This is a genomic window from Neorhizobium sp. P12A (assembly GCF_008365395.1).
Classification (GTDB): Bacteria; Pseudomonadota; Alphaproteobacteria; order Rhizobiales; family Rhizobiaceae; genus Rhizobium.
In genome coordinates this window covers 22153-44959 of record NZ_QOVX01000003.1, presented here as the reverse complement: position 1 = coordinate 44959, position 22807 = coordinate 22153, and the positions used below count along the sequence as shown (strand labels likewise).

Sequence of the window (22807 nt, the reverse complement as noted above, 5' to 3'; positions counted from 1 at the left end):
GGCTAAATGGGAACGTCATCGAATAAGACTGCCGACCAATTCAAGAATATCCACTAGCCGCATGCATCCCAGAACCAGACCGCCGAGCGCTCCAAGCGGGGCGAAGAGGATCATGGCGATAATGCCTGCCAGGTGAAAGCCGAGCCAACCTGCAAGGACAAGGCCGACGCAGCTGAAGGTGAACGCAACGATTTTGCGCACCTTTGACATTCGATCCAATCCAGGTAGCGAGGTCATGTATTCTTCGGAGCGTTGATGGCTGATTGATCGCAAGTCATCCATGCGAGAGAGAGTTCGTTGAGAAATTGATCGTTGGGCGTTCCGGGCAATCTCGAAACCCCACCTTAGAAAATCAATCACAACGTCCTCAAGGGTATGTTGCTCTTTATAGAGAGCAACGGATCGGGAGGTCGCACATTCGATGACGCCCCTCACCAAGCAATTTCGGTACCCGCCCATCCCACTCAAAACCTTGATATCGCTTCCCTGTGTATCGCAATGCATATGCGCAATTTGATTCACTGCAATATCGTTGGAGTGCAAATTGCGGCAATTCGCAGCCTGACGTTGAGATTTAAGTCGCATTCCGAGCGTGGATGTGCGATAAGGTATTTTAGAGATATCTCATGTAAATCCACAAAAGCTTGTCGGTAGGAGAGTGCCAATGCGCCCCTTCATACTTTGCCTTGTATTTGCACTTCTTCCCTTGGCCGCAGCCAATGCGCAGTGCGCCATCGAGTATGACTACAGGTCATGCGGTACTGGAAATTTCGGAGATTTGGCCTATCAGAAAAACAATTCTTCCACGCACCGCTATAGAGTAACATCACGCATGGATCAAAACGGAAGTTTTTTTAGGAATGACACCAATAATGTAGACGCAGGCGATAGAGCGGTTGTCGGATGTACGAGGGGAAGTGGAAACGATACATACACATTTCGTATAACTGGTTGCGTTAGTCTTGACAACTAGCTTCGGAAGGATCTGACAATGTTGAAGTATGCTGTGCTTTTGACGTTTGTTGTATTAGCCACTCCAAGCTCTGGTGGAGCTCAGGATAACCTCTCGTGCAGTGGGCCCTATGGTCAGTCCGACAAGGAGCCGATTATCAGCGCCAGAAAAGACGTAGCGCCCGGTGCCTCGGCGGAAATTTGCACCGATGTCGCGAGCGATAAGCAGATCGTCGAGGTTCTTTGCTACATCACGCGCGGCCACGGCGCTAATCGCAAGATATACCGGTGCCCTCTTGATCAAAACTGTTCATCATTGGGAACCTTCACTGAGCTTGTTAGGCGTGTAACTGGAAACGCGAAGCCTGATACAGTCTGCATCACTCATAAGAACACTAGTGCTGCAGAAAACGGTGCGGCTTTCAGAATTAAGACGCCATAGTCGCGCGGCTATCCTTGGATCTTCCAGGGTGGTTCAGCAGCCGCTGTAACAGACTCGACTCTCTCGCCGTTCTCTGTTGCACTTTGGGACATGACAAAGGTTCCGCGTAAGTCATCCCAACCGCTCCTTCGTGAGACCGACGCGCCCCTGCGCAGCCAGGCGCGCAAGCCGCGCGATCCGGATCAACCGCAGCTGCAGTTGGATCCCATGCCAGACAGGATCGAGCCCTGCTTGGCGCTGTTAAAGCCAAAGGTGCCGGTCGGGCCGGATTGGCTCTATGAGATCAAGTGGGACGGCTATCGGTTGGCGGTGCACATCGAGCCGGGACACGTCCGGATCATCACTCGCGGTGGGCACGACTGGACCGATCGCTTCCCCTCGATCGCCGAAGAGGCGGTCTCGATCGGCACAACCGCCATTCTGGACGGCGAGGCGGTCGTTCTGGATGAGCAGGGCCGATCAGACTTCGGCGCCCTGCAGCAAGCCCTTGGAGGCCGGAGCGGCAAGCGTCATGCGTCGGAGGCTATTTTTTTAGCCTTCGATCTGCTTTATTTCGATAGTCATGACCTTTCGCGGCTTGACCTGAGCGACCGCCGGCACTTCCTCGAAGACCTCCTTGAAGGGAGTGCCGGCGGCATCAGACTGTCCGAAGAATTCGAAGGCAATGGGCAGGCACTCTTTGATGCCGCTTGCGAGCACGGCCTGGAAGGTATCATCGCAAAACGGCGTGATTCCCCTTATTGTTCCGGCCGTCTGGGCGATTGGGTCAAGGTCAAATGCATCCAGAGCGACAGCTTCTTCATCGTTGGATACGAACCGTCGACCGCGGCGTTGGGCGGTATCGGCCGACTGCTGCTGGCGGCATACAAGGGCGACAACCTAGTCTATGTCGGCGGGGTAGGGACTGGCTTCAAAGAGCGACCCACGTTGAAGCTCCGCGCCGATCTCGATCGCCTCAAGACATCTCGCCCGCCGATCGACCTGAAGCGCAAGGGCGTGGTCTGGGTTCAGCCGACGCTCATAGCGGAAATCGAGTATCGAGCATGGACGGATGACGGGAAGCTTCGCCACGCCTCATATAAGGGGCTACGGGACGAACAGGATAATGCTGCCGTCTATCAGGTGGACCCTACCGCTTCTTGATCTCGTCGAGAACCGCACTGACCCGGCCGTCAGCGATCAGGGCGAGCATATTGTTGTCCGCAAGGTTGACCACGGCGGTGGCTATCTCGTTGTCACGCCAACCGAGCGATTTGGCCCGCTGCACCAGCAGCAGGAACTCAGCTTGCATGGCGAACTCGCACCAGACAAGACGGTCAGGGTGATCTTCAGTGACGATTGGCGGCAATATATCCATCGCTACAGAATGGTGCTCCGCGCTTTATCTTCAAGTCCGTTGTGGGCGAGCAGCCGATCATAGTACTCCTCGGCCTTGGCGGCGGCAGCGCGGGGCGTTTTCTCATAGCCTTGGTGCGGCAACAGCCGTTCACGCACCGCTGGACCGTGGCCGCTCCACTGCCAGTAACCTTGTTTCGGACCATTCGCCTCGTAGCGGATGCGCCCGACCTGGGTATCGCCATCCCAGCCCTGAAAATCGGTTTTCCAGCTATCGCGGTCGAAATGGTCGGTGAACACTTCATCGACTGGACTGCGACAGTTCGAGCGACCGGAGGACTCCGCTCATGAACGCATTCCCATGCATGGCCCAATTCCGCCGAGCCGTCATCGAAGGATGGATCGAGCAGCTTATCGCGCTGCTCGACGAGCTCGACGGAGACGAGAACATGGAGTCCGAGCTTGCGGGCTTCAGTCCGGAATGCATGGATGACCGCGAGGGAGACGACGAGCGGGAAGACGAACCGGCCGAAATGGGCATCGGGGACCAAGACGGCATTGCTGAACAGTTCCCTAGTTTTGCCGGCGGCTGGGGGTATGCCCTTTGAGGTGTTCTTGCGGCCTTTGGGCGCTGCTGCCAGCTAAAAAGACTGAAGATTGCTGATCCGGCAGTGAACCTCTCTGGATTCGGCTATCTTGACTGGATCTTGACGGATCTCGGCTCAAGCTTCAGCTAATTGCATGTTTTTCAACAATTTCCTGAATTTTCGCCGATCGCCGGTCAAGAACTAATGCTGGATCCGATCTTGCGAGAGGCAACCGCCTGCTAAGAAGTGCTAGGTGGATGCTGCAATTTCGACCTAGATGAAGCCGTTCGTCGCTACTCAGGGTTTTCGCGAAAATCCTTAATGGCCGCATCGAGGAGATCCCACGATTCAGAAGGAAATAAGGGAGTTCGAGCGCGTCCCTCGGCGAGTTCGTCAGCCGTTAGGTATTTCCTCTCTTCCAATATCTGCGAGACGAACTCAACGACCGCCCAAACACTTGCCTGTTTCATCAAGTGGGTCGCGATGGCAACGTAGGCATCCAAATCCGTCCACTGGGTTTCCCCTAGCTTTTCCATATGGCGCCTCGCATTGGAAAAGTCGGAATTGGTCCCCTTTAGTATGGCATGAGGATTCGTCGGCAGCGATCCGGCATGAATGCCATCCGCGGCAACGCCGCCGGTGGCTATCAAAGTCAGTGATTTTAATGCCCGCCTATCGTCGGCCGCGATTGCAGATGCTTGACCCTCCGAGAACTCCCACCGCACGTGGCCTTTGCTGTTATAGACAACGCTGGGGACTGTTGTGATCTCGACCACCTTGACCCCAAGCGCCCACGCCATAACAGCGTGCCCTGCTTCATGGTAAGCAGTCACGACGTCGTCTTCGCGCTCGACAAATTCATCAGTGCCTACCATAAGAAAAGCCTTTCCCAGGGCCGAATGGACATATCGCGGTTCGTGTTCCATGGAGCAGCCAGCTTTGGCAAATAGCCTGGGCTCGTCATCACCTCGGCGACCCTGCAGCGCAGTGCGATGAGAGTTTTCAAAAAACCTGCATCTCATCCCCTTAAATAGAATCGACTGGCCATCAAGGTGAGCGCATTTCTGCAGAAGGCTGCTATTTCAGAACAGGCATGATCGGGAGTTCGGCACTCGACTCCCACGAGAGATGAGACACCAGCCCCCGAAAATAAGGATAGGTAGCAAACCGGCCGACCTTGCCCATGTAGGCTTCTAAATGCTGTCGATCAACGGGAGGTACATCCGAGTATGTAATGTAGTATTCCGCATCGATGGAGAGAACTTTTTTCTTTTTGATGTTGACCCGCGTGGACCACAAGAATTTGCCGATAAGCAAATTCATGCTCTCGTCATAATTCATCTCTGATAGATCAGACTCAAACGCATGCTCGAGACGGCCGTCTTCATTTTCGGCCTGCGAAAGAGCGTTGAAATACTCGTGCTTAACCTTGAATTTTAGATCAACTAATCGAAGATCCAGCAGCGAAGCGTGCTGCACGATGTCGTTGTAAGCGGCTAGCGCCTCTTCCTTAGAGAAAGTTTTCTTGGCGGGGCTGTCATTGCCCGCTTTCGCGACGTCGCTCATGCAACTTCCATAACAAGGTTCGCGAGAGGGGCCGAGTGGTCGTTTGCCACGACCACCGGACGCCTGACCCTAGCACTGCTCTGAATGGCTGCGAACAACATTCCAGCGGTGCTGTTCGCGCTCAAAACCTTAATTTCAGCGCTGATGTGCTGCTTTACTTCTCGCCATGCTTCCGCGGCCTGAGGTCCGGAGGTCTGATCGGTATTTTCGATGTTCTCCTCGGCCGGAACATAGCTCAGCTTAGGCTGATAACCGCAGGCTCGGAAGAATCTTGCGACGCTTTCCGCGGTAAGATTCGCATCGTCTCCAAGAATCTGAGACACCTGAGCCGCGCTGATTCTCATGCGCTTCGCGAGCTCGGCCTGGGTCAAGCCAGCGGCCTTCATCGCTCGGAGCATTTCATATTGGATATCGGCGCGGTACTCTTCAACAGCGAAGATTTCAGCTTCACGCTCATCAATAGGTCCGAATCCCATGTTCAAATCTCCCAATCACAAGTAGCCCGCCAGCTTCTTAGCTGCGAGGCTGAGCAGATGCTGGTCTGCTCCGTCCTGTTTTTTTGCTGTATCAATCTCGGTGGCGATAAAAGTGTCGCCGTTCACCAATCCGCCGTACACACGGAGCTGCCAAGCTTTGAACGCAAGTATCGCAACTTTCGTTCCTGACTTTTCTCCGGTGGAAAATTTGCCCTCATGGCGCAACTTTTCTTTATCAAGGTTGTCCTGCCCATCTTCAGCGAAGAACTCCATCCACTTGAGACAGCGAGCTCGCTGCTTAGGGTCGGCTTGTTTGAACTTCTTCGCGACTTCCGGCGTCATCTTCACTTTAAAGCGCTTGCCAGCGCATACGTCGATCAAATCATCCATACTGCGCTTAGCCGACGATTAAGTTAAAACTTAATTCTTGACAACAGGTGAATCAAGGGCTGCGTTGGGATTACTTCGATGTGATAAGATAACAACATCCATTCCTCGCCCTCACGATGGTAGAGGAATCATTTATGTGCTTCTCTCTCAAATTGCAACGCACGGCCACTTTCATAACTTCGGCGCGCGCAAATGGCTGATATACTGGCCGGATAAAATTGGATCGATCTGGTCCGCTTGCTCTGATGCCCATTTTTCCCACGCCTCAAGAGTTGCTGAATCTACGTCCGCCGTCCCGTTGATCATTGCTGAGCGAACACGATTTATTAGCGCTCTGATATCCTCCGCTTGCCGTAGCAGCTCACCCGAGGTCGCGAGGTCCTTCAAGCGCTGCTGATTTAAAGCCTTGAGATGCTCTAAGCGGCGCCTTTCAGCCTCCAGATGTTCTTTTTCTTCGCGCTCTTCAGCCTCTCGCAACGATCGGCGGAAGCTTGCTTCGCCCTCGACGATGATGGATGCAGCAATCGTTGCAAGCTTGTCCTCTAGGTTCCCGCCCTTATCGTCTTGCCATGTCTTTGCAGCACTTCCTTCGAAGCCACGCGAGAGGCTGAGTGTAAGCGGAGTGGACAACGGCATACCTACTGCGAGGGGCTGCCAATTTTGTCGGCGCGGATCTTTACCGATAACTGCTAAATTGATCCCAACACGCGTGTCGCCAATTACAGCGGAGCCGCGGATGAATCCGTCTTGTTCAAAGACGTGGCCCTCATGTTGGCGTTTAGTCAGCGCCCGGCACAGCGCATTGAGAATTCGCAATTGACGTTTCGCAACTGGGCTATCAAAGAGTGGCGCGTCGGTGCTCCATCCACGTTCTGAGAATTTGGCTCGACGCTTTTCTTCCTTCCGCAACAGATCAAGCAAAGCGGGGTGAGGGCGGTCGAGGGTCTTGGGAACGGCTACGTGGCCAATCGCCTTCAGCTCTTGGGAATAAAGTTCCTCAAGGCTTTCCGGCGTTTCGCTTGAAGCAAAAGGCCCCGTCGAGGGTAAATGACCCGCGAGGGGAATAACCTTTCGAAATTGCTTGTCGACCTTGAGGCGCCCAACTTGTCCCGGCCGCCTCGGCTCCGGTAGAGGGGTGGGAGGCAAAGGCTTTCCGGCATGAACTTTGTTCCAGTAACCTTGCGGTGGTAGCGGCACTCCGGAACCGTTCAACTTCTTTCGCAGCCCAACATCTGAAAGGCCGACCTGAGGCGCCAGGTCTCTCATTGGCGCCGACCAGGCAAAAGCTATCATATCTTCCGGTAACACCAATATCGTATCCCACCATTGCCCCATCGGTGATCATCCTCACAATTAAACTGATTCACTGGCTCAACAACGCAGTCAGCTAGGTGGGCCACGAAACCACAAAAGGTGGGCGGAAGGGTGGATCCAATATTTTAGGATTAACTAAATATAAAGCTTTATCATGGACTTAATGAGATTTAATGGTGCCCCATGCCGGAGTCGAACCAGCACTTCTTTCGAAACTCGATTTTGAGTCGAGCGCGTCTACCAATTCCGCCAATGGGGCAACGGGATACTGACGAGCGCGGTGTCTAGCATGTGATCGCCGGGGCGCGCAAGACGGGTGGGCGAACTAATGGCGAGCGTTTTCGGATAGTTGGCTTTTCGTACATGGCGGCTGATGCCGCCATGTACGTTCGGGTTTACCGATCTCAGTGGGCGACGGCAGCGCCCCTGATCGTGATACCTGGCTTGCGAAGGGTGATCGCAAGGATCGCGGCGAGCAGGCAGAAGGCGCCGGCGACGAAGATACCGGGCAGGTAACTTTCGAGCTCGGTGCGCGACAGGCCGGCGCCGAAGGCTGCGGTGGCGGCGCCCAGCTGGTGGCCGGCGAAGACCCAACCGAAGACGAGCCCTGCCTTTTCGCGACCGAAGCGATCGGCGGCGATCTTCACGGTCGGCGGCACGGTCGCGATCCAGTCGAGGCCGTAGAAGACGGCGAAGATCGACAGGCCGTAGAAGGTGAAGTGGCTGAAGGGCAGGTAGAGCAGCGACAGGCCGCGCAGACCGTAATACCAGAAGAGCAGCCAGCGATTGTCGAACCGGTCGGAGAGCCAGCCGGAGCCGATCGTGCCGAAGAAATCGAAGATGCCCATGACGGCGAGCATGCTGGCGGCTGCGACCGGCAGGATGCCGAAATCGCCGCAGAGCGTGACGAAATGCGTCTGGATGAGGCCGTTGGTGGAAAGGCCGCAGATGAAGAAGGTGGCAAACAGGATCCAGAAGGTCGATGTGCCGGATATTTCCTTCAGCACTGCGAGCGGCGAGGCGAGCAGCGTCGCCAGTCCGGTCGCCTGCGGCGGGGCGGGCGTCACGTGGATTTCGCCGACCAGCGGCAGGTTGAGATCGGCAGGCCGATCGCGCATCAGCGCCAGCACGATCAACGCCGCCACGGCGATCATTCCGCAGACGAAAAGGACGGTGGCGCGCCAGCCGTAGCGCTCGGTCAGCTCCGCCATCAGCGGCAGGAAGACGAGCTGGCCGGTTGCCGAGCTTGCGGAGAGCATGCCGACAACGAGGCCGCGATGCTTGGTGAACCAGCGCGTCGAAACCGTGGCCCCCAGCACCATGGCGGTTAGGCCCGTTCCGAAGCCGACGATGACACCCCAGAACAACAGAAGCTGCCAAAGGTGTGTCATGAACAGCGAGCCGACGAAGCCGACGCCGATGGTCGCAAGTGCGAAGACGATGACGCGGCGGACACCGAAGCGGTTCATGAAGGCGGCGGCGAAGGGACCCATCAGGCCGAAAAGGATCAGGCGGATGGCGAGCGCGGAGGAGATTTGCGATGTCTCCCAGCCGAACTCATCCTGCAACGGCTTGATGAGAACGCCCGGCGCGCCCATTGCGCCGGCGGTGACCAGCATGGTGAGGAAGGTAGCCGCCACGACGACCCATCCATAATGGATGTTGCGCCGGGCGAGAGTGGAGGCAAGTGCTGTGGAGACCATGTCGTCCTTCCAATCACGCGTTGAGTTCTGGTGTGCTGTCCAAGAAGACGGCCCGTAAGATCAGTTTTTGTAGTCGACAAATTCCACTGCTCCGCTCGGTGAGCCGGGCGCAGACGGATACGGCATAATCACTCTTCTGCCTTGAACGATTGTGCAGAAGATTTAGATGATAGCCATCATATTTGTTGCTTATTGATGATGGCTGTCATATAAATTGTCAAGCAGCAATTTTGGAGACTGTCGATGAGAGTGAGCCGCGAGAAATTCGCGCAGAACCGGGAAAAGATCATTGAGGTCGCGGGCGAGCTTTTCCGGAAGAAGGGCTTTGACGGCATAGGCGTTGCCGAGATCATGAAGGCAGCCGGGCTGACCCATGGCGGTTTCTACGGCCACTTCGATTCCAAGGACGAGCTTGCCTGCGAGGCCAGCAAGAACCTAGTCATGCGGACGGAAGAGCGCTGGAAGGCTGTGGTGGAAAAATCCCCGGATGCGCCGCTCGATGCATTGCTGGACCACTATCTGTCGCGCCGCAATGTCGTGGACCTTGGCGATGGCTGCGTCTTTGCTTCGCTGTCACAGGAGGTGAGCCGTCACGGTCCCGCCATGCAGGAGGCCTTTACCGGCGGACTGATGGCGCTTGCGGGTATTTTGGAGGATGTCGTTCCCGGCGAAACGCCACAGGAGCGGCGCAGGCGCGCGCTTGCCAGCCTGTCGAGCATGATGGGCGCCGTCATCCTGGCGCGCGCCATGGATGATCCAGCTCTCGCCGATGAGTTCCTGTCGGCCACCCGGCAGGAACTGTCCCTGCCGGATAGTCCCGGAAGCAAAAAGGACGAATAGCGTCCTTTCCGCAATTACTGCCGTTAATCGCGGAAAGCGAGGAGTCCTCGGGATTCAACGATCTCAGTGACCTTGCCGTCGGGAGACACGGCCTGAAGCTCGGAGCGCAGAATTCTTTCGAACTCGCCTGCCTTGTCGCCCAGCGCCTGCGGCGAGGTGCCGGACATGGAATAGACGCGGCCGATGATGTCTTCGATATCGAGCTGGCGTTCGACGATGATGCCGATCCGCTCCAGATTGCAGAACCGCGAGCGCAGCAGTATCGCTTCGTGCGGCAGCCAATCCTTGCTCTTGCGCAACAAGTGGTTGGCACGCCGCTCCGGCGCATAGGTCTCCGCCAATTTTTCGACGATGCCGTGCCAATTCGGGTTGGCCAGAACGCCCTTGTCGTGAAACAGCACCACGGCGCCGCCGGGCTCGATCAACTTGTCGAGTGCGTCGAGCGTGGCCGAGCGATCCATCCAGTGGAACGAACGGCCCATGACCGTCAGATGCAACTTTCCGATATCCGGACCGATATCGTAGGAAGAGCCCTGGCGGATAGCGATATCGACGCCCGCTTCCTTTGCGCCTTCAGCCGCTGCGGCGAGCATTTCCGGCTCCGGGTCCATCGCCGTTACTTGGGCGGCGGCAAGCCGGGCAAATGCGATGCCGAGCTGGCCGGGGCCGCAGCCGAGATCCAGCACATGGTCGCCGGCTTTCAGGCCGCTGCGTTCGGCAACGCGGCTGATGAGCGCATCCGGATAGGGGACGCGGTAGCGAAGATAATAGGCGGCAGTGGACTGGAACCGCCTTGCTTCAAAAGGAATGGTGGTCATGGATCTGTCCTTGTAGGGGCGTCAGGCAATGCGATCTTACTGCCTGTTAGGACCGAACTGTGACTGGCTCGTGAAGAGATTTTTGCGCGAGGCTTTGCTGGCCCGAGCCTGACATTCCGGTACCGGTGGCAGATGCCTCCGGCCTAAGTAGTGGCGGCCGCCGGTCGTCGAACGGGCGGCCCGATATGGGTCTTATTTGAAGCCCGCGACACGGTGCGGGATGTAGGGCTGCTCCAGCGCCTCGATTTCGTCAGGCGTCAGCTTAATCGCGAGCGAGGCGACGGCGTCGGTCAGGTGACCCGGCTTGGAGGCGCCGATGATCGGGGCGGTGACGGGGCTTTTCTGTAGGATCCAGGCGGTGGCGATCTGGGCGCGGGGAACGCCGCGGGCCTTGGCGATCGTACCGACGGCCTCGACAATCCTACGATCTGCTTCCATTGCCTGGGTGTAGAGCGTCTTGCCGAATTCGTCCGTCTCGGAGCGGGCGGTCGTTTCGTCCCAGTCGCGGGTCAGGCGGCCGCGGGCAAGCGGGCTCCAGGGGATCACAGCGATCTTCTGGTCCTGGCAGAAGGGCAGCATTTCGCGCTCTTCCTCGCGATAGAGCAGGTTCAGGTGGTTCTGCATGCTGACGAACTGGGTCCAGCCGTTCAGGCGCGACGTATAGATCGCCTTGGCGAATTGCCAAGCATACATGGAGGAAGCGCCGATATAGCGGGCCTTGCCGGCCTTGACGATGTCATGCAGGGCTTCCAGCGTTTCCTCGATCGGCGTCGTGTGGTCGAGCCGATGGATCTGGTAGAGGTCGACATAGTCGGTGCCGAGACGGCGAAGGCTGTTGTCGATCTCGTCGAAGATCGCCTTGCGCGACAGGCCGGCGCCGTTTGGGCCGGGGCGCATGCGGTTGAAAACCTTGGTTGCGAGCACGATGTCGTCGCGGCGGGCGAAATCCTTGATGGCGCGGCCGACGATTTCTTCCGAGGAGCCGTTGGAATAGGTGTTTGCGGTATCGAAGAAGTTGATGCCGAGTTCGATCGCCTGCCGGATCAGCGGGCGGCTCATTTCCTCGTTGAGCGACCATTCATGCGTGCCGCGATTCGGGTCGCCATAGGTCATGCAGCCGAGGCAGATGCGAGAGACCTCAAGGCCGGTCGCGCCAAACTTCACGTATTCCATCGATGCTCTCCATCCTGTTGTAGGTCCGATGCAGAAACCTTCCGTCTCCTCTGGGAGGCTCACTCCCTGGGGAGGCAGAGTTTACCCATGATCATACGCCAAGCTAACGAAGAGCGGTTGCGGCAATTAGCTCAATAATCCGCAATAGGTTTTAAGGCAGACTTACAAATAAGCTCGCTCCGATCGAAATAGCCGACAAAATACTTTTCCTGACGCAGCCATCGGTGTTAGCTGCAATGCAGCATTTATCGGATTTCGGTATGAAACTGCTTTTGCAAGATAGTTACGACGCGCTTTATCGCGATTTTCGCTGGGATATCCCGGCGCGCTTCAACATAGGCGATGTCATCTGCGATGCCTGGGCCGCGCGTGAGCCCGATCGTGTTTGTCTTCAGCATTTCGATCCGGGCGGGCGGCACTCGTCGCTGACCTATGGCGAGCTTAAGGATCGATCGGATTCCCTTGCCAATGCGCTGCTTGCGCTCGGCATCAAGCGCGGCGATCGGGTCGCGCTGCTTCTGCCCCAAAGTTTCGAGACGGTCGTGGCGCATGCGGCAATCTACAAGATGGGTGGCATCGCCCTGCCGCTTGCTCTGCTGTTCGGGGCGGAAGCGCTGGAATATCGGCTGACAGTGTCCGGCGCTCACGCGATCGTCACGAATTCCTTCGGTCTGGAGCGACTGGCACCGGTTCGCGACGGCCTGCCCGGTCTCGCCCACGTCATCAGTATCGATGGTGCCAAGGGAGATGTCCTGGGTTTTGCCGATCTGGTAGCCGCCCATCCGTCCCGTTTGACTGTCGCCGATACCGGCCCCGACGATCCGGCGTTGATGATCTTCACCTCGGGCACGACGGGTCCACCGAAGGGCGCGCTTCACGGCCACCGGGTTCTCGCCGGTCACATTCCAGGCATGCAGTTTGCCCATGAGGGCTTTCCGCAGCCGGGTGACAGGCTCTGGACGCCGGCGGACTGGGCCTGGGCCGGCGGTCTTCTCAATGCGTTGCTGCCGAGCCTCATGCTCGGCGTCCCCGTCATGTCGTCGCCGGCGCAGAAGTTCGATCCGCACATGGCGTTCCGCATCATGGCTGAGATGGATATCCGCAACGCCTTCATTCCACCCACGGCATTGCGATTGTTGAAATCGGTCGAGAACCCTCGCAGCATCTATGATCTGAAGCTGCGGACGATCGGCTCTGCCGGGGAAGCGCTGGGCCGCGAGACCTATGAGTGGGCGCACGCAACGCTCGGCGTTTCCGTCAACGATTTCTACGGGCAGACGGAGTGCAATTTCGTGCTCTCGTCGAGCGCCGCCTTCGGCGTCAGCAAGCCCGGCGCCATCGGCAAGCCGGTGCCCGGGCACAAGGTCGCCATCGTCGATGATAAGGGCAGGGTGCTGCCGGCAGGCGAGACGGGCCAGATCGCCATTCAGCGGCCGGACCCCGTCATGTTTCTCGGCTATTGGCAGGATAAGAAGGCGACCGAGGCCAAATTCGCCGGCGATTGGCTGCTGACGGGTGATCTTGGAAAGCAGGATGCCGAGGGCTTCATCTCCTTTGTCGGTCGCGATGACGATGTCATCACCTCATCCGGTTATCGCATCGGCCCAAGCGAGATCGAGGACTGTCTCGGCGGCCACCCCGCCGTTCAGATGGCGGCTGCTGTCGGCAAGCCCGATCCGGTGCGCACGGAGATCGTCAAGGCCTATGTCGTGCTTATCCCGGGTCATGAACCGAGCCTGGCGCTCGCCGAGGATATTCGTGATTGGGTGAAGACGCGGCTTTCGATGCACGAATATCCGCGCGAGGTGGAATTCGTCGATGCGCTGCCATTGACCACCTCGGGCAAGGTGATCCGCCGGCAATTGCGCGAACGGGCTTCGATGGAGGTTGAGGCGGGGGAGCTTGAAGCAGGCGAGCTTGAAGCGGGCTTTAGCGGCCAGCCAGCGACATGATCTTTTCGCGCAGGCGCTTGGCGATATTGCGTGTGCTTCGGTACATGTGAAGCTGGGCTGCCACCTGCCGGACGTCACGGTCTCCGTTCTGCGACAGACCGATGATCAAAGTGCCCATCTCTTCCCGTTCCTGCCAAAAGCGGCTCATGATCGGGTGATCGGGGATGGCACAGGAATCCGAGCGCACGATGTTGGCGTCGTCGAGATGCCATTCGGTCAGTTCGCCCATCAGCAGCTTGCCGGGGGAAAAGCGGGCGTATTCCTCGTTATAGGCGGTCTTCCAGGTATAGGCTTCGCCGCCCATCATCAGAACGATCATCGATGCGATCGCTGCGCCGTTGAGGTCGATCGTATGAATGCGCACCGCGTCGACAGCGGCGAGATTGGAGACCGCTTCTCTCGCAAAGGCGGCGTGATAACGGTCGAGGACCAGCGCGCTGCGCTTCTTGCCCTTCCAGCCGCTCGCCTCCAGCGCCAGGAATTCTTCCATGCGCAGATGCACTTCGCCCGGCTGGCGGGCAAGATTGTAGGTGACGGTGCCGTGCTGCTCCAGCAATCGCCATTGCCGGCGCATTTCGCGCAAATGCGATGAAGAGATCGTCCGGCGCAGGTAGGTGTCGGCGTCATCATAGCTTTGCAGCATCGGTCGATGATACGGATTGGAGATCGTGACCGGCAGGTTGCGGCTGAGTGCCACGGCCTTTGCCATCTGCGCGAAAATGCCGTTGAGGCGCAGATCCGGCAGGACCAGCGTGGCCGGCAGACGCGCCTCGGGCCTTGCCAGCGCCTCGAACAGGTTGTCCATCGTTTCGGCTGCTTCCTCGCCGTCGACCAAGGGGGTTCCGAGCGGGGCGAAGGAATTTGCCCATACGCGAATGATCGATGGACCTACCGCCAGACCCGGCTTGTCGACCGTGAACGGCATCAGCAGGCGCATGCGGCTGCGTTGGCCGTTGTCGTCGCGCATCAGCGCAAGACGAACCTGACGGTCTTCCAGACGCGGCATGGCAGGCGCGAGAAACCGGCCGGAGAAGAATACGTTCGGCTCCATCGCCCGGTTCGAGAGAAAATCGAGTTCGTCCTGGAGTTCATAGCCGAGCTTGGCCGGATAGAGCGAAAGCTCGCGGCCCGGCCGGCCGATCTCGACGCGAACCTCGGCCTGCGGCGCCTCGAAATGCAGGGAGGCCAGCCCGTGCATCATGGCATTGGCCTTGCTGTCGGTGCTTTGGGTCAGCGGGGGACGCGCCATTATCAGGAAGCCTTGGCGTTCATGGTTGTCATATGTGAGCGGATGAAAGCAAAAAGGACGATGCCGAGCGCATGGCGCACCGCGATATGCAGGAGAACAGCTTCGACCACCATTGCGGAAGCCGTGGCGATTGCAGCGCCCTCGATGCCGAAATGCGGGATTAGCGTCACGTTGAGGCCGATGTTGGCGGCAAGGGCAGCGGCGTAGAGATAGACGCAGAGCCTCTGCTTGCCGGCCATTATCAGCAATACTTCGCCGGGGCCTACCAGAGCCTTTGCGAGGATGCCGACAAGAAGAACGGCCATCACCAGATGCCCGGACATAAAGGCGGCGCCAAAGAGGGAAAGCAGGAATTGCCCCGCGGCAAGAACCGCGAGCCCGACCGCCAACGCCGGCCAGAACGTCCAGCGCGCGGTCTCGGCGGCAAAGGCGGCGAGCTTGCCTCGATCGTTTTCGGCAATGATGCTTGCAAAGCGCGGGCCAGCCGCTGCCTTGACCGAGAAGTAGACGAAATGAACCAGCGCCATCGTCTTTGCCGCTGCGAAATAGATCGCGACCTGCTCCGGATCGAGAAAGATACCGACGACGACGACGTCGGAATTGGTGAGCAGGTAGCTGACGCCCTCGATCAGGAAGATCGGAAAGGCGACGGCCAGCCAGGCGGGGAAGTCGATGACTTTCGGGCCCGTCGAATAGTGATGGCGCAGCCGTGCAGTCACGGCGAGATATTGCATCAGGACAGTGGCGAAGGTGGCGGCGAGTGCTGCCTGCATGGCGGTAACGGCGCTATGGGATGCGCCAGCGAGGATTGCCGCCAGCATGAAGGTGATGATCAGCGTCGGACGGATGAGGAAGGTCGGGCTCAGCGCCATGACCGGCCAGTGGTTTGCCCGCGCCGTGCCGTCGAGAATGTCGCCAAGTGCGATCATCGGCATGGCGATGAGGCCGAGGAAGATCGGCATCACATAATAGTTTTCGATCATTCCGCCGAGGAAGTGCAGGGCGATGATACCCACTAGGGCAAGGCTGCCTGAAAGCGCCAGTGCGAAGCGGCGCGCGGTGCTGGTGAGCCCGCGGATCTCGGCATGCGCGCCATCGGCCTTGTATTGCGGAAGAAAGCGGATGACGGCGGTGTGGAACCCGAGGCAGGCAAGATTGCCGAAAAGGATCATCAGCACCCAGACGAAAACGAAGATGCCGTATTCGAACTCGCCCATCATGCGGGCAAGGAAGATCTGGGACAGGAAGGCGAGTGCTGCGCTGGCGATGCGGATGACGAAGGCGACGAGCGCCATTCTTTGCGAGGCGGCCTTTTCGCTGCGGTCGCCAAGGATCGCGCCGAGCTTCTGAAGTGACGGCGACAGCGTTGCCCGCAGCCCAGAGGGCAGCATTCTTTCCGCTGTTTCGATGACCGCCATGAACAATACGCAATACTCTAAACAAAGCTCTGACTGTACATCAGTCATGCCAGATCAGGGTTAAGAAACGGTGTTGTTGCAGGCATTTTACCCAATGTGATGGGCTCAATTCAGGTGCTTTTCGAAAAATCGAGCACCGACCGTAAGTATTGAAACTACAAAGCAAAATGCCGCCCGAAGGCGGCATCTGAAATGATAAATCCTGTTGCAGAAGATCAAACAGTTTCCTGGTGCTCGAAAGCGCCATGGCAATGCTTGTACTTCTTGCCGGAGCCGCAAGGGCAGGCCTCGTTGCGGCCGATACGACCCCAGGTGGCGGGATTCTGCGGATCGCGCTCGGCCGGTGCCACGAAAAGATCATTGGCCGGGAGGATGCTGCCAAATTCGTCCTCGCCGGTCGTCGCGTTGAGGTGATGAACCTGCATGACCGGCGGCTCGGGTTCCGGAGCCGGCTGCTGGACCAGCTCAACGCGCGACAGCTGAGCGGTAACCGCCTGGCGCAAATTGTTGAGCAGCGAGTTGAACAGTTCGAAAGCCTCGGCCTTGTATTCCTGCAGCGGATCACGCTGGGCATAGCCGCGGAAGCCGATGACCGAACGCAGATGGTCGAGGTTGACGATATGCTCGCGCCACAGGCCATCCAGCGTCTGCAGAACGATGGAGCGCTGGACGTAGGTCATGATATCGGGGCCGAAGCGTTCGGCCTTTTCCTGGGCGGCCTTGTCTGCGGCTTCGGTAATGCGTTCACGAATGTCGTCCTCGGCGATGCCTTCTTCCTTGACCCAGTCATGAATCGGCATATCGAGGTCGAAGTGGTTGGCGAGGGCTATCTTCAAGCCATCCGCATCCCACTTTTCCGCATAGGCGCGTTCGGGAATATGCTTGGTAACCAGGTCCTCGATGACCTCGTGGCGCATGTCGCCAACGGTCTCGTCGAGGTTCGTTGCATCCATCAACTCGACACGCTGCTCGAATATGACCTTGCGCTGGTCATTGAGCACGTCGTCATACTTCAGGAGGTTCTTGCGGATGTCGAAGTTGCGGGCTTCGACCTTCTTCTGGGCGCGTTCCAGAGCCTTGTTGATCCAGGGATGGACGATTGCTTCGCCTTCCTTGAGACCAAGCTTCTGCAGCATGCCGTCCATACGGTCGGAGCCAAAAATGCGCATCAGGTCGTCCTGGAGCGACAGATAGAACTTCGAACGGCCGGGGTCGCCCTGGCGACCGGAGCGGCCGCGCAGCTGGTTGTCGATGCGGCGGCTTTCGTGGCGCTCTGTCGCAATGACGTAGAGACCGCCGGCAGCGAGCGCCTTTTCCTTCAACTGCTTGATCTCTTCGCGGATCGCTTCGATCTTCGCGTCGCGTTCCGGACCGGGCTCGACATCATGGAGGTCCTGCTCGACGCGCATTTCGAGGTTGCCGCCGAGTTGGATGTCGGTACCGCGACCGGCCATATTGGTGGCGATCGTCACGCCGCCGGGCACGCCGGCCTGAGCGACGATATAGGCTTCCTGCTCGTGGTAGCGGGCGTTCAGGATCTGGAAGTTCGTAAAGCCTTCCTTGCGCATCCGCTCGGCAAGATATTCCGACTTTTCGATCGAGGTCGTACCGACAAGAACGGGCTGGCCGCGCTTGTGAGCGTCCATGATCTCCATCGTGATCGCCTTGTACTTCTCCTCGACCGTCCGATAGACCTCATCGTCCTCGTCGATACGCTTGATCGGCAGGTTGGTCGGGACCTCAAGCACTTCCAGCTTGTAGATGTCGCCGAATTCCTCGGCTTCCGTCTGCGCCGTACCGGTCATGCCGGCGAGCTTCTGGTACATGCGGAAATAGTTCTGGAAGGTGATCTGCGCCAGCGTCTGGTTTTCCGGCTGGATCTGGACCTTTTCCTTGGCTTCGATTGCCTGGTGCTGGCCTTCCGAGTAACGGCGGCCCGGCATCATGCGGCCGGTGAATTCGTCGATGATGACCACTTCGCCGTTGCGGACGATGTAGTCCTTGTCGCGGGTGAAGAGCTTATGGGCCTTCAGCGCGTTGTTGATGTGGTGAACAATCGCGACGTTCTCGATGTCGTAGAGTGACTCGCCCTTAAGGAGCCCGGCTTCCCTCAGAAGATTTTCGAGCTTTTCGGTGCCGTCCTCCGAGAAGTTGGCCGAACGCTGCTTCTCGTCGATCTCGTAGTCATCCTTCGTCAGCATCGGAATGAAGGCGTCGATCGTGTTGTAGAGTTCCGAGCGGTCATCGAGTGGGCCGGAGATGATCAACGGCGTGCGTGCTTCGTCGACCAGGATCGAGTCCACTTCGTCGACGATCGCGAAATTGTGACCGCGCTGGACCATCTGGCTGCGGTCGTACTTCATATTGTCGCGCAGATAGTCGAAGCCGAGCTCGTTATTGGTGGCGTAGGTGATATCGCAGGCATAAGCCGCGCGGCGCTCGTCGTCATCGAGGCCATGGACGATGACGCCCGTTGTCAGGCCGAGGAAGCTATAGAGGCGTCCCATCGTCGCGCTATCGCGCTGCGCCAGGTAGTCGTTGACGGTCACCACATGGACGCCCTTGCCGGCAAGTGCGTTCAGATAGACCGGCAGGGTCGCAACCAGCGTCTTGCCTTCGCCCGTCTTCATTTCCGAAATGGCGTTCGAGTGCAGGATCATGCCGCCGACGAGCTGTACGTCAAAAGGCCGCATCCCCAGCACGCGGCGCGAAGCCTCTCTGACCACTGCAAAAGCGGGTATCAACAGGTCGTCCAGCGATTTACCATCGGTGAGCTGCTGGCGGAATTCAGCCGTCTTGGCTGCCAGTGCTTCATCCGACAATGCGCGCATGCTCTCTTCGAGCGCGTTTATTTCTGCGACGTTGGGCTGAAACGACCGGACACGGCGATCATTGGCCGAGCCAAACAACTTTCGGGCTATTCCACCAAAGCTGACCATATGACTGGTCCTTTCTGATTTACATCCGACGTTCCGCGCAATATCCGTCCCGAAAAAATCGGCCTATTGCATGAAACGTCCGGAAACTGTTCTGGACGCGAGGTTGCGTGACAGATAAGAGGGGGGTCGATTGATGTCAACGGGATTGGCCGATACAGAAAGGCCACATTCTGATGCTGAAGGCTTTTTTCCGGCCGGTTTCGCGTGGTTGAAGCCGGTGCGAACTCCAAAGGGATACTTTATGTTGAGCTACAACAAACTTGCCGCTGTTGCTTTTGCAACGGTTGTTGCGTTCCAGGTCCCGGCCTTCGCTGCCGATGCCACGGACGCGGTCGTCGCCAAGGTCGGCAATGTGGAAATCCATCAGTCCGAACTCAATCTGGCCGTTGCCAATCTCGATCCCCAGCTCGCACAGCTTCCGGACGATCAGAAGAAGGTTGCTGCACTGTCGGCCGCCATCGACGTCAAGCTGCTGTCGCAGAAGGCTGCTGCTGAAAAGCTCGATCAGACCGACGACTTCAAGAGCCGCATGGCCTATCTGAAGGACCGCGAACTGCACAACGCCTATTTCAAGGCCCATGTCGTCGACGCCGTGACGCCGGATGAAGTCAAGGCTCGCTACGACAAGGAAGTCGCCGCTCTTCCGAAGCAGGAAGAAGTGCATGCCCGTCATATCCTCGTAAAGACCGAGGACGAGGCCAAGGAAGTCATCAAGGAACTGGACGCGGGCAAGGACTTCGTCGCGCTCGCGAAGGAAAAGTCCACCGACCCGAACAAGGCTGACGGTGGCGATCTCGGCTATTTCACCCGCGGTCGCATGGTCAAGGAATTCGAGGACGCAGCATTCTCCATGCCGGTCGGCACCTATTCCAAGACTCCCGTCAAGACCGATTTCGGCTATCATGTCATCAAGGTCGAGGACAAGCGCGACGCCCCCCCGCCGCCGTTCGACCAGGTCCAGGATCAGGTCAAGCAGCTCGTCATGCGCGACAAGTATCTTGATCTCCTGAAGGACGCCAAGGCTTCCGAGAAGGTTGAAATCACCGATCCGGCGCTTGCCAAGGGTTATGAAGACGCCAACAAGCAGCCGCAGCCCGGCGACGCTTCGGCGGTTCAGCCGGATGCGGCACAACCCGACGCGCAGCCGCAGCAGTAACAACAATCAGGGCCCGGTTTTCCGGGCCCTTTATTTACTATCGAGGTTGTCCCATGTCCGGTTCCGTGTCCCCGCTTGCTCCTAAATCCTTCGCTTCGCTGCCGGCCTTACGCGGCGTGCGGATGGCGACCGCGTCCGCCGGTATCAAGTACAAGAACCGGACCGATGTGCTTCTCATGGTCTTCGACAAGCCGGCGTCCGTCGCCGGCGTCTTCACCCGCTCGAAGTGCCCTTCGGCTCCCGTCGATTTCTGCCGTGGCAACCTTTCGCATGGGACCGCGCGGGCTGTTGTCGTCAATTCCGGCAACGCCAACGCCTTTACCGGCATTAGGGGTCGCCAGGCGACCGAACTGACGGCGAAATCGGCCTCTGCCGCGGTCGGTTGTGGTGAGAACGAGGTCTATCTGGCCTCGACAGGCGTCATCGGTGAGCCGCTCGATGCCACGAAGTTTGCGGGCGTGCTTGGCGACATGCATAGCGAGGCGACCAGCGATTTCTGGTTCGAGGCCGCCAAGGCGATCATGACGACGGATACCTATCCCAAGGTCGCGACGCGCAGCGCCCAGATCGATGGCGTCAAGGTAACGATCAACGGTATTGCCAAGGGCGCCGGCATGATCGCACCTGACATGGCGACCATGCTCTCCTTCGTCGTCACCGATGCGGATATCGCCTCGCCGGTCCTGCAATCGCTTCTTTCTGCCGGTGTCGAACCCTCCTTCAACTCGATGACGGTCGATAGCGATACCTCCACCTCCGATACGCTGATGCTATTTGCGACAGGTGCGGCCTCGGTGGACGGCCAGGCGCGTGTCGAACGTGCCGACGATCCACGCCTCTCCGCTTTCCGCGCTGCGCTTAACGATCTCCTGAAGGACCTCGCCATTCAGGTTGCCCGCGATGGCGAAGGCGCCACGAAGATGCTCGAGATCACCGTCACGGGTGCTGAGAGCGATGCGGCAGCCAAGACGATCGCGCTGTCGATCGCCAATTCGCCATTGGTCAAAACGGCGGCCGCGGGCGAGGATGCCAATTGGGGGCGCGTGGTCATGGCCGTCGGCAAGGCCGGCGAAGCTGCCGATCGCGACCGGCTGGCCATCTGGTTTGGCGATGTCCGCGTCGCTGTCAACGGCGAGCGCGATCCGGCCTATTCCGAAGAGGCTGCCTCAGATGTCATGAAGCGGCAGGATATCCCGTTGAAAGTCGATCTGGGTCTGGGCAATGGAAAAGCCACGGTCTGGACCTGCGACCTCACGAAGGAATATGTTGCCATCAATGGCGATTATCGGAGCTGACCGTCGTTGATGCATGCGCTTACCACTTTGAATAATCTGCCGCTGGTGCGGAGGCTCGAAGCCGTCGGCTTCCGGGCCTGGCCGGCTTCGTCCGTTCAATATGACGGAAGCTGGCAGGTGCGGCTGACGGCTGGCCATCCTTCCAAGCGGCTGAACTCCATCGTTCCGCTCGATCCATCCGATCATCGCGACGTCGAAATCCGCCTGCAGAAGGCGCAGCGCAAGTTCGAAGCATATGGACGGCCGATCGTGGTGCGCGAAACACCACTCGCACCGCCTGTCCTGATGGATCTTTTGCGCCGCGAGGACTGGACCTGCTTTGAGGAAACGGTCGTGATGACCGCCAGCCTTGGCGATATCGAGCTGCCCGATATGCTCGATCACCTGCCGAGCCACGATGTCGGTCGTTTCGTCGATGCCAACCTGCTGGTCGATCGTTCCGATCCGGCGCTCAAGCCGGCTCTGGCTGAGGTTGTCAGCGGCATCAAGCCGCCAACCGGCCTGTTTGTCATCGAGGACGCCGAGGCGGGGCCGATGGCGACCGTGCTTTGCGTGCAGGACAATGATCTCGCCGGGATCATGTCGCTCTCTGTTTCAGCCGACCACAGGCGCAAGGGCCTTGGCGTCGAGATCCTTTCGTCAGCATTGCGCTGGGCGCGGATGCGCAGCGCCAAGATCGGCTGGCTGCAGGTCGGCGCGAGCAATGCGCCGGCACTCGGCCTTTACGCCCGCTTCGGCTTTCGCGAAGCATATCGTTACCGCTATTGGCGGCCGAAGGACGTCCGGTGAGCGAAGGCGGCCGCAAAATTCTCCTCGTCGCCGCCTGTGCGCTCATCGATACGGATGGCCGTATTCTTTTGGCACAGCGCCCGGAAGGGAAATCGCTGGCCGGCTTGTGGGAATTTCCGGGGGGCAAGGTCGAGGCCGGAGAGACGCCGGAGGAGACACTTGTGCGGGAACTCGACGAGGAGCTCGGGATCACGACGCGCATCCCCTGCCTTGCTCCGCTGACCTTTGCGAGCCACACCTACGACAGCTTCCATCTCCTTATGCCGCTTTACATTTGCCGTCGTTACGAGGGCATACCGCAGGGCAGGGAAGGCCAGGCGATCAAGTGGGTTCGGCCGCAGGCATTGCGTGATTATCCGATGCCGCCGGCGGACGAGCCGCTTATTCCTTTCCTGCAGGATCTCCTCTGATTTG

21 protein-coding genes, 1 tRNA gene and 1 pseudogene are annotated in these 22807 nt (G+C 58.5%); 8 read left to right on the top strand and 15 right to left on the bottom strand.

What is annotated here, in order from left to right:
• Nucleotides 1-15: 15 nt before the first annotated feature.
• Nucleotides 16-210, bottom strand: coding sequence for a hypothetical protein (locus tag DTW90_RS11905; protein ID WP_149338536.1), 195 nt, complete (start codon nucleotides 208-210; stop codon nucleotides 16-18).
• Nucleotides 211-1483: 1273 nt separating this feature from the next.
• On the opposite strand from DTW90_RS11905, the gene ligD reads away from it, so the two are divergent.
• The gene (gene ligD / locus DTW90_RS11900) at nucleotides 1484-2536 is read left to right on the top strand and encodes a non-homologous end-joining DNA ligase (RefSeq protein ID WP_149338534.1); all 1053 of its coding nucleotides are present in this window, start codon (nucleotides 1484-1486) and stop codon (nucleotides 2534-2536) included.
• Here ligD and DTW90_RS37095 read toward each other — a convergent pair.
• On the bottom strand, nucleotides 2523-2684 hold the full coding sequence (locus tag DTW90_RS37095) for a hypothetical protein (protein WP_188079932.1): 162 nt from the start codon (nucleotides 2682-2684) through the stop codon (nucleotides 2523-2525). The genes ligD and DTW90_RS37095 overlap by 14 nt on opposite strands.
• A 68-nt stretch (nucleotides 2685-2752) precedes the next feature.
• On the bottom strand, nucleotides 2753-3028 hold the full coding sequence (locus DTW90_RS11895; RefSeq protein WP_149338532.1) for a hypothetical protein: 276 nt from the start codon (nucleotides 3026-3028) through the stop codon (nucleotides 2753-2755).
• Between the two features lie 47 nt (nucleotides 3029-3075).
• Between DTW90_RS11895 and DTW90_RS11890 the strand changes: the two genes are divergently transcribed.
• Nucleotides 3076-3336, top strand: coding sequence for a hypothetical protein (locus DTW90_RS11890; RefSeq protein ID WP_149338530.1), 261 nt, complete (start codon nucleotides 3076-3078; stop codon nucleotides 3334-3336).
• Between the two features lie 272 nt (nucleotides 3337-3608).
• Here the strand turns inward: DTW90_RS11890 and DTW90_RS11885 are convergent, their stop codons facing one another.
• From DTW90_RS11885 to DTW90_RS11855, 7 genes are all read right to left on the bottom strand, one after another.
• Nucleotides 3609-4241 carry a hypothetical protein gene (locus DTW90_RS11885; RefSeq protein WP_188079931.1) on the bottom strand — a complete coding sequence of 211 codons (633 nt, stop codon included), beginning with the start codon at nucleotides 4239-4241 and terminating at the stop codon, nucleotides 3609-3611.
• Between the two features lie 151 nt (nucleotides 4242-4392).
• Nucleotides 4393-4881, bottom strand: a complete 489-nt coding sequence (locus DTW90_RS11880) for a hypothetical protein (protein WP_149338526.1) — start codon at nucleotides 4879-4881, stop codon at nucleotides 4393-4395.
• Entirely contained in the window at nucleotides 4878-5357 is a 480-nt protein-coding gene (locus tag DTW90_RS11875; RefSeq protein WP_149338524.1) for a helix-turn-helix transcriptional regulator, read from the bottom strand. Before DTW90_RS11875 ends, DTW90_RS11880 begins: the two co-directional genes overlap by 4 nt.
• Nucleotides 5358-5372: 15 nt before the next feature.
• Nucleotides 5373-5747, bottom strand: a complete 375-nt coding sequence (locus DTW90_RS11870; protein WP_149338522.1) for a hypothetical protein — start codon at nucleotides 5745-5747, stop codon at nucleotides 5373-5375.
• A gap of 171 nt (nucleotides 5748-5918) precedes the next feature.
• A complete protein-coding gene (locus DTW90_RS11865; RefSeq protein WP_149338520.1) occupies nucleotides 5919-7082 on the bottom strand; it encodes a hypothetical protein in 1164 nt (387 codons plus the stop codon).
• Nucleotides 7083-7235: 153 nt separating this feature from the next.
• Nucleotides 7236-7320, bottom strand: a tRNA-Leu gene (locus DTW90_RS11860).
• A 145-nt stretch (nucleotides 7321-7465) separates the two neighbouring features.
• A complete protein-coding gene (locus DTW90_RS11855) occupies nucleotides 7466-8764 on the bottom strand; it encodes an MFS transporter (protein WP_149338518.1) in 1299 nt (432 codons plus the stop codon).
• Nucleotides 8765-9007: 243 nt separating this feature from the next.
• Between DTW90_RS11855 and DTW90_RS11850 the strand changes: the two genes are divergently transcribed.
• Nucleotides 9008-9604, top strand: coding sequence for a TetR/AcrR family transcriptional regulator (locus DTW90_RS11850; RefSeq protein WP_149338516.1), 597 nt, complete (start codon nucleotides 9008-9010; stop codon nucleotides 9602-9604).
• A gap of 23 nt (nucleotides 9605-9627) precedes the next feature.
• Here the strand turns inward: DTW90_RS11850 and DTW90_RS11845 are convergent, their stop codons facing one another.
• Together DTW90_RS11845 and DTW90_RS11840 are read right to left on the bottom strand one after the other, a co-directional pair.
• Entirely contained in the window at nucleotides 9628-10422 is a 795-nt protein-coding gene (locus tag DTW90_RS11845) for a class I SAM-dependent methyltransferase (protein WP_132521728.1), read from the bottom strand.
• 192 nt (nucleotides 10423-10614) lie between these two features.
• Nucleotides 10615-11595 carry an aldo/keto reductase gene (locus tag DTW90_RS11840; protein ID WP_149338514.1) on the bottom strand — a complete coding sequence of 327 codons (981 nt, stop codon included), beginning with the start codon at nucleotides 11593-11595 and terminating at the stop codon, nucleotides 10615-10617.
• 260 nt (nucleotides 11596-11855) lie between these two features.
• Here DTW90_RS11840 and DTW90_RS11835 point away from each other — a divergent pair, with 260 nt between their 5' ends.
• Nucleotides 11856-13547 (top strand): AMP-binding protein, encoded by a 1692-nt coding sequence (locus DTW90_RS11835; protein WP_149338513.1) that lies wholly within the window; start codon nucleotides 11856-11858, stop codon nucleotides 13545-13547.
• Here DTW90_RS11835 and DTW90_RS11830 read toward each other — a convergent pair.
• The 3 genes from DTW90_RS11830 to secA all read right to left on the bottom strand — a co-directional run bounded on the left by DTW90_RS11830 (nucleotide 13525) and on the right by secA (nucleotide 19153).
• Nucleotides 13525-14796, bottom strand: a complete 1272-nt coding sequence (locus tag DTW90_RS11830) for a GNAT family N-acetyltransferase (RefSeq protein WP_149338511.1) — start codon at nucleotides 14794-14796, stop codon at nucleotides 13525-13527. The two genes, DTW90_RS11835 and DTW90_RS11830, sit on opposite strands and share 23 nt — an antisense overlap.
• Before the next feature lie 2 nt (nucleotides 14797-14798).
• Nucleotides 14799-16214, bottom strand: a complete 1416-nt coding sequence (locus DTW90_RS11825) for a polysaccharide biosynthesis C-terminal domain-containing protein (RefSeq protein WP_149338509.1) — start codon at nucleotides 16212-16214, stop codon at nucleotides 14799-14801.
• 215 nt (nucleotides 16215-16429) lie between these two features.
• Nucleotides 16430-19153, bottom strand: coding sequence for a preprotein translocase subunit SecA (gene secA, locus DTW90_RS11820; protein ID WP_149338507.1), 2724 nt, complete (start codon nucleotides 19151-19153; stop codon nucleotides 16430-16432).
• A 241-nt stretch (nucleotides 19154-19394) separates the two neighbouring features.
• On the opposite strand from secA, the gene DTW90_RS11815 reads away from it, so the two are divergent.
• The 4 genes and pseudogenes from DTW90_RS11815 to mutT all read left to right on the top strand — a co-directional run bounded on the left by DTW90_RS11815 (nucleotide 19395) and on the right by mutT (nucleotide 22803).
• Nucleotides 19395-20309, top strand: coding sequence for a peptidylprolyl isomerase (locus DTW90_RS11815; protein WP_149338505.1), 915 nt, complete (start codon nucleotides 19395-19397; stop codon nucleotides 20307-20309).
• Between the two features lie 53 nt (nucleotides 20310-20362).
• Nucleotides 20363-21604, top strand: coding sequence for a bifunctional glutamate N-acetyltransferase/amino-acid acetyltransferase ArgJ (argJ, locus tag DTW90_RS11810; protein WP_149338503.1), 1242 nt, complete (start codon nucleotides 20363-20365; stop codon nucleotides 21602-21604).
• Nucleotides 21585-22393, top strand: a pseudogene (locus tag DTW90_RS11805) (GNAT family N-acetyltransferase). The gene argJ and the pseudogene DTW90_RS11805 overlap by 20 nt, the downstream one beginning before the upstream one ends.
• Nucleotides 22390-22803, top strand: coding sequence for an 8-oxo-dGTP diphosphatase MutT (gene mutT, locus DTW90_RS11800; RefSeq protein WP_149338499.1), 414 nt, complete (start codon nucleotides 22390-22392; stop codon nucleotides 22801-22803). Before DTW90_RS11805 ends, mutT begins: the two are co-directional and overlap by 4 nt.
• Nucleotides 22804-22807 lie beyond the last annotated feature (4 nt).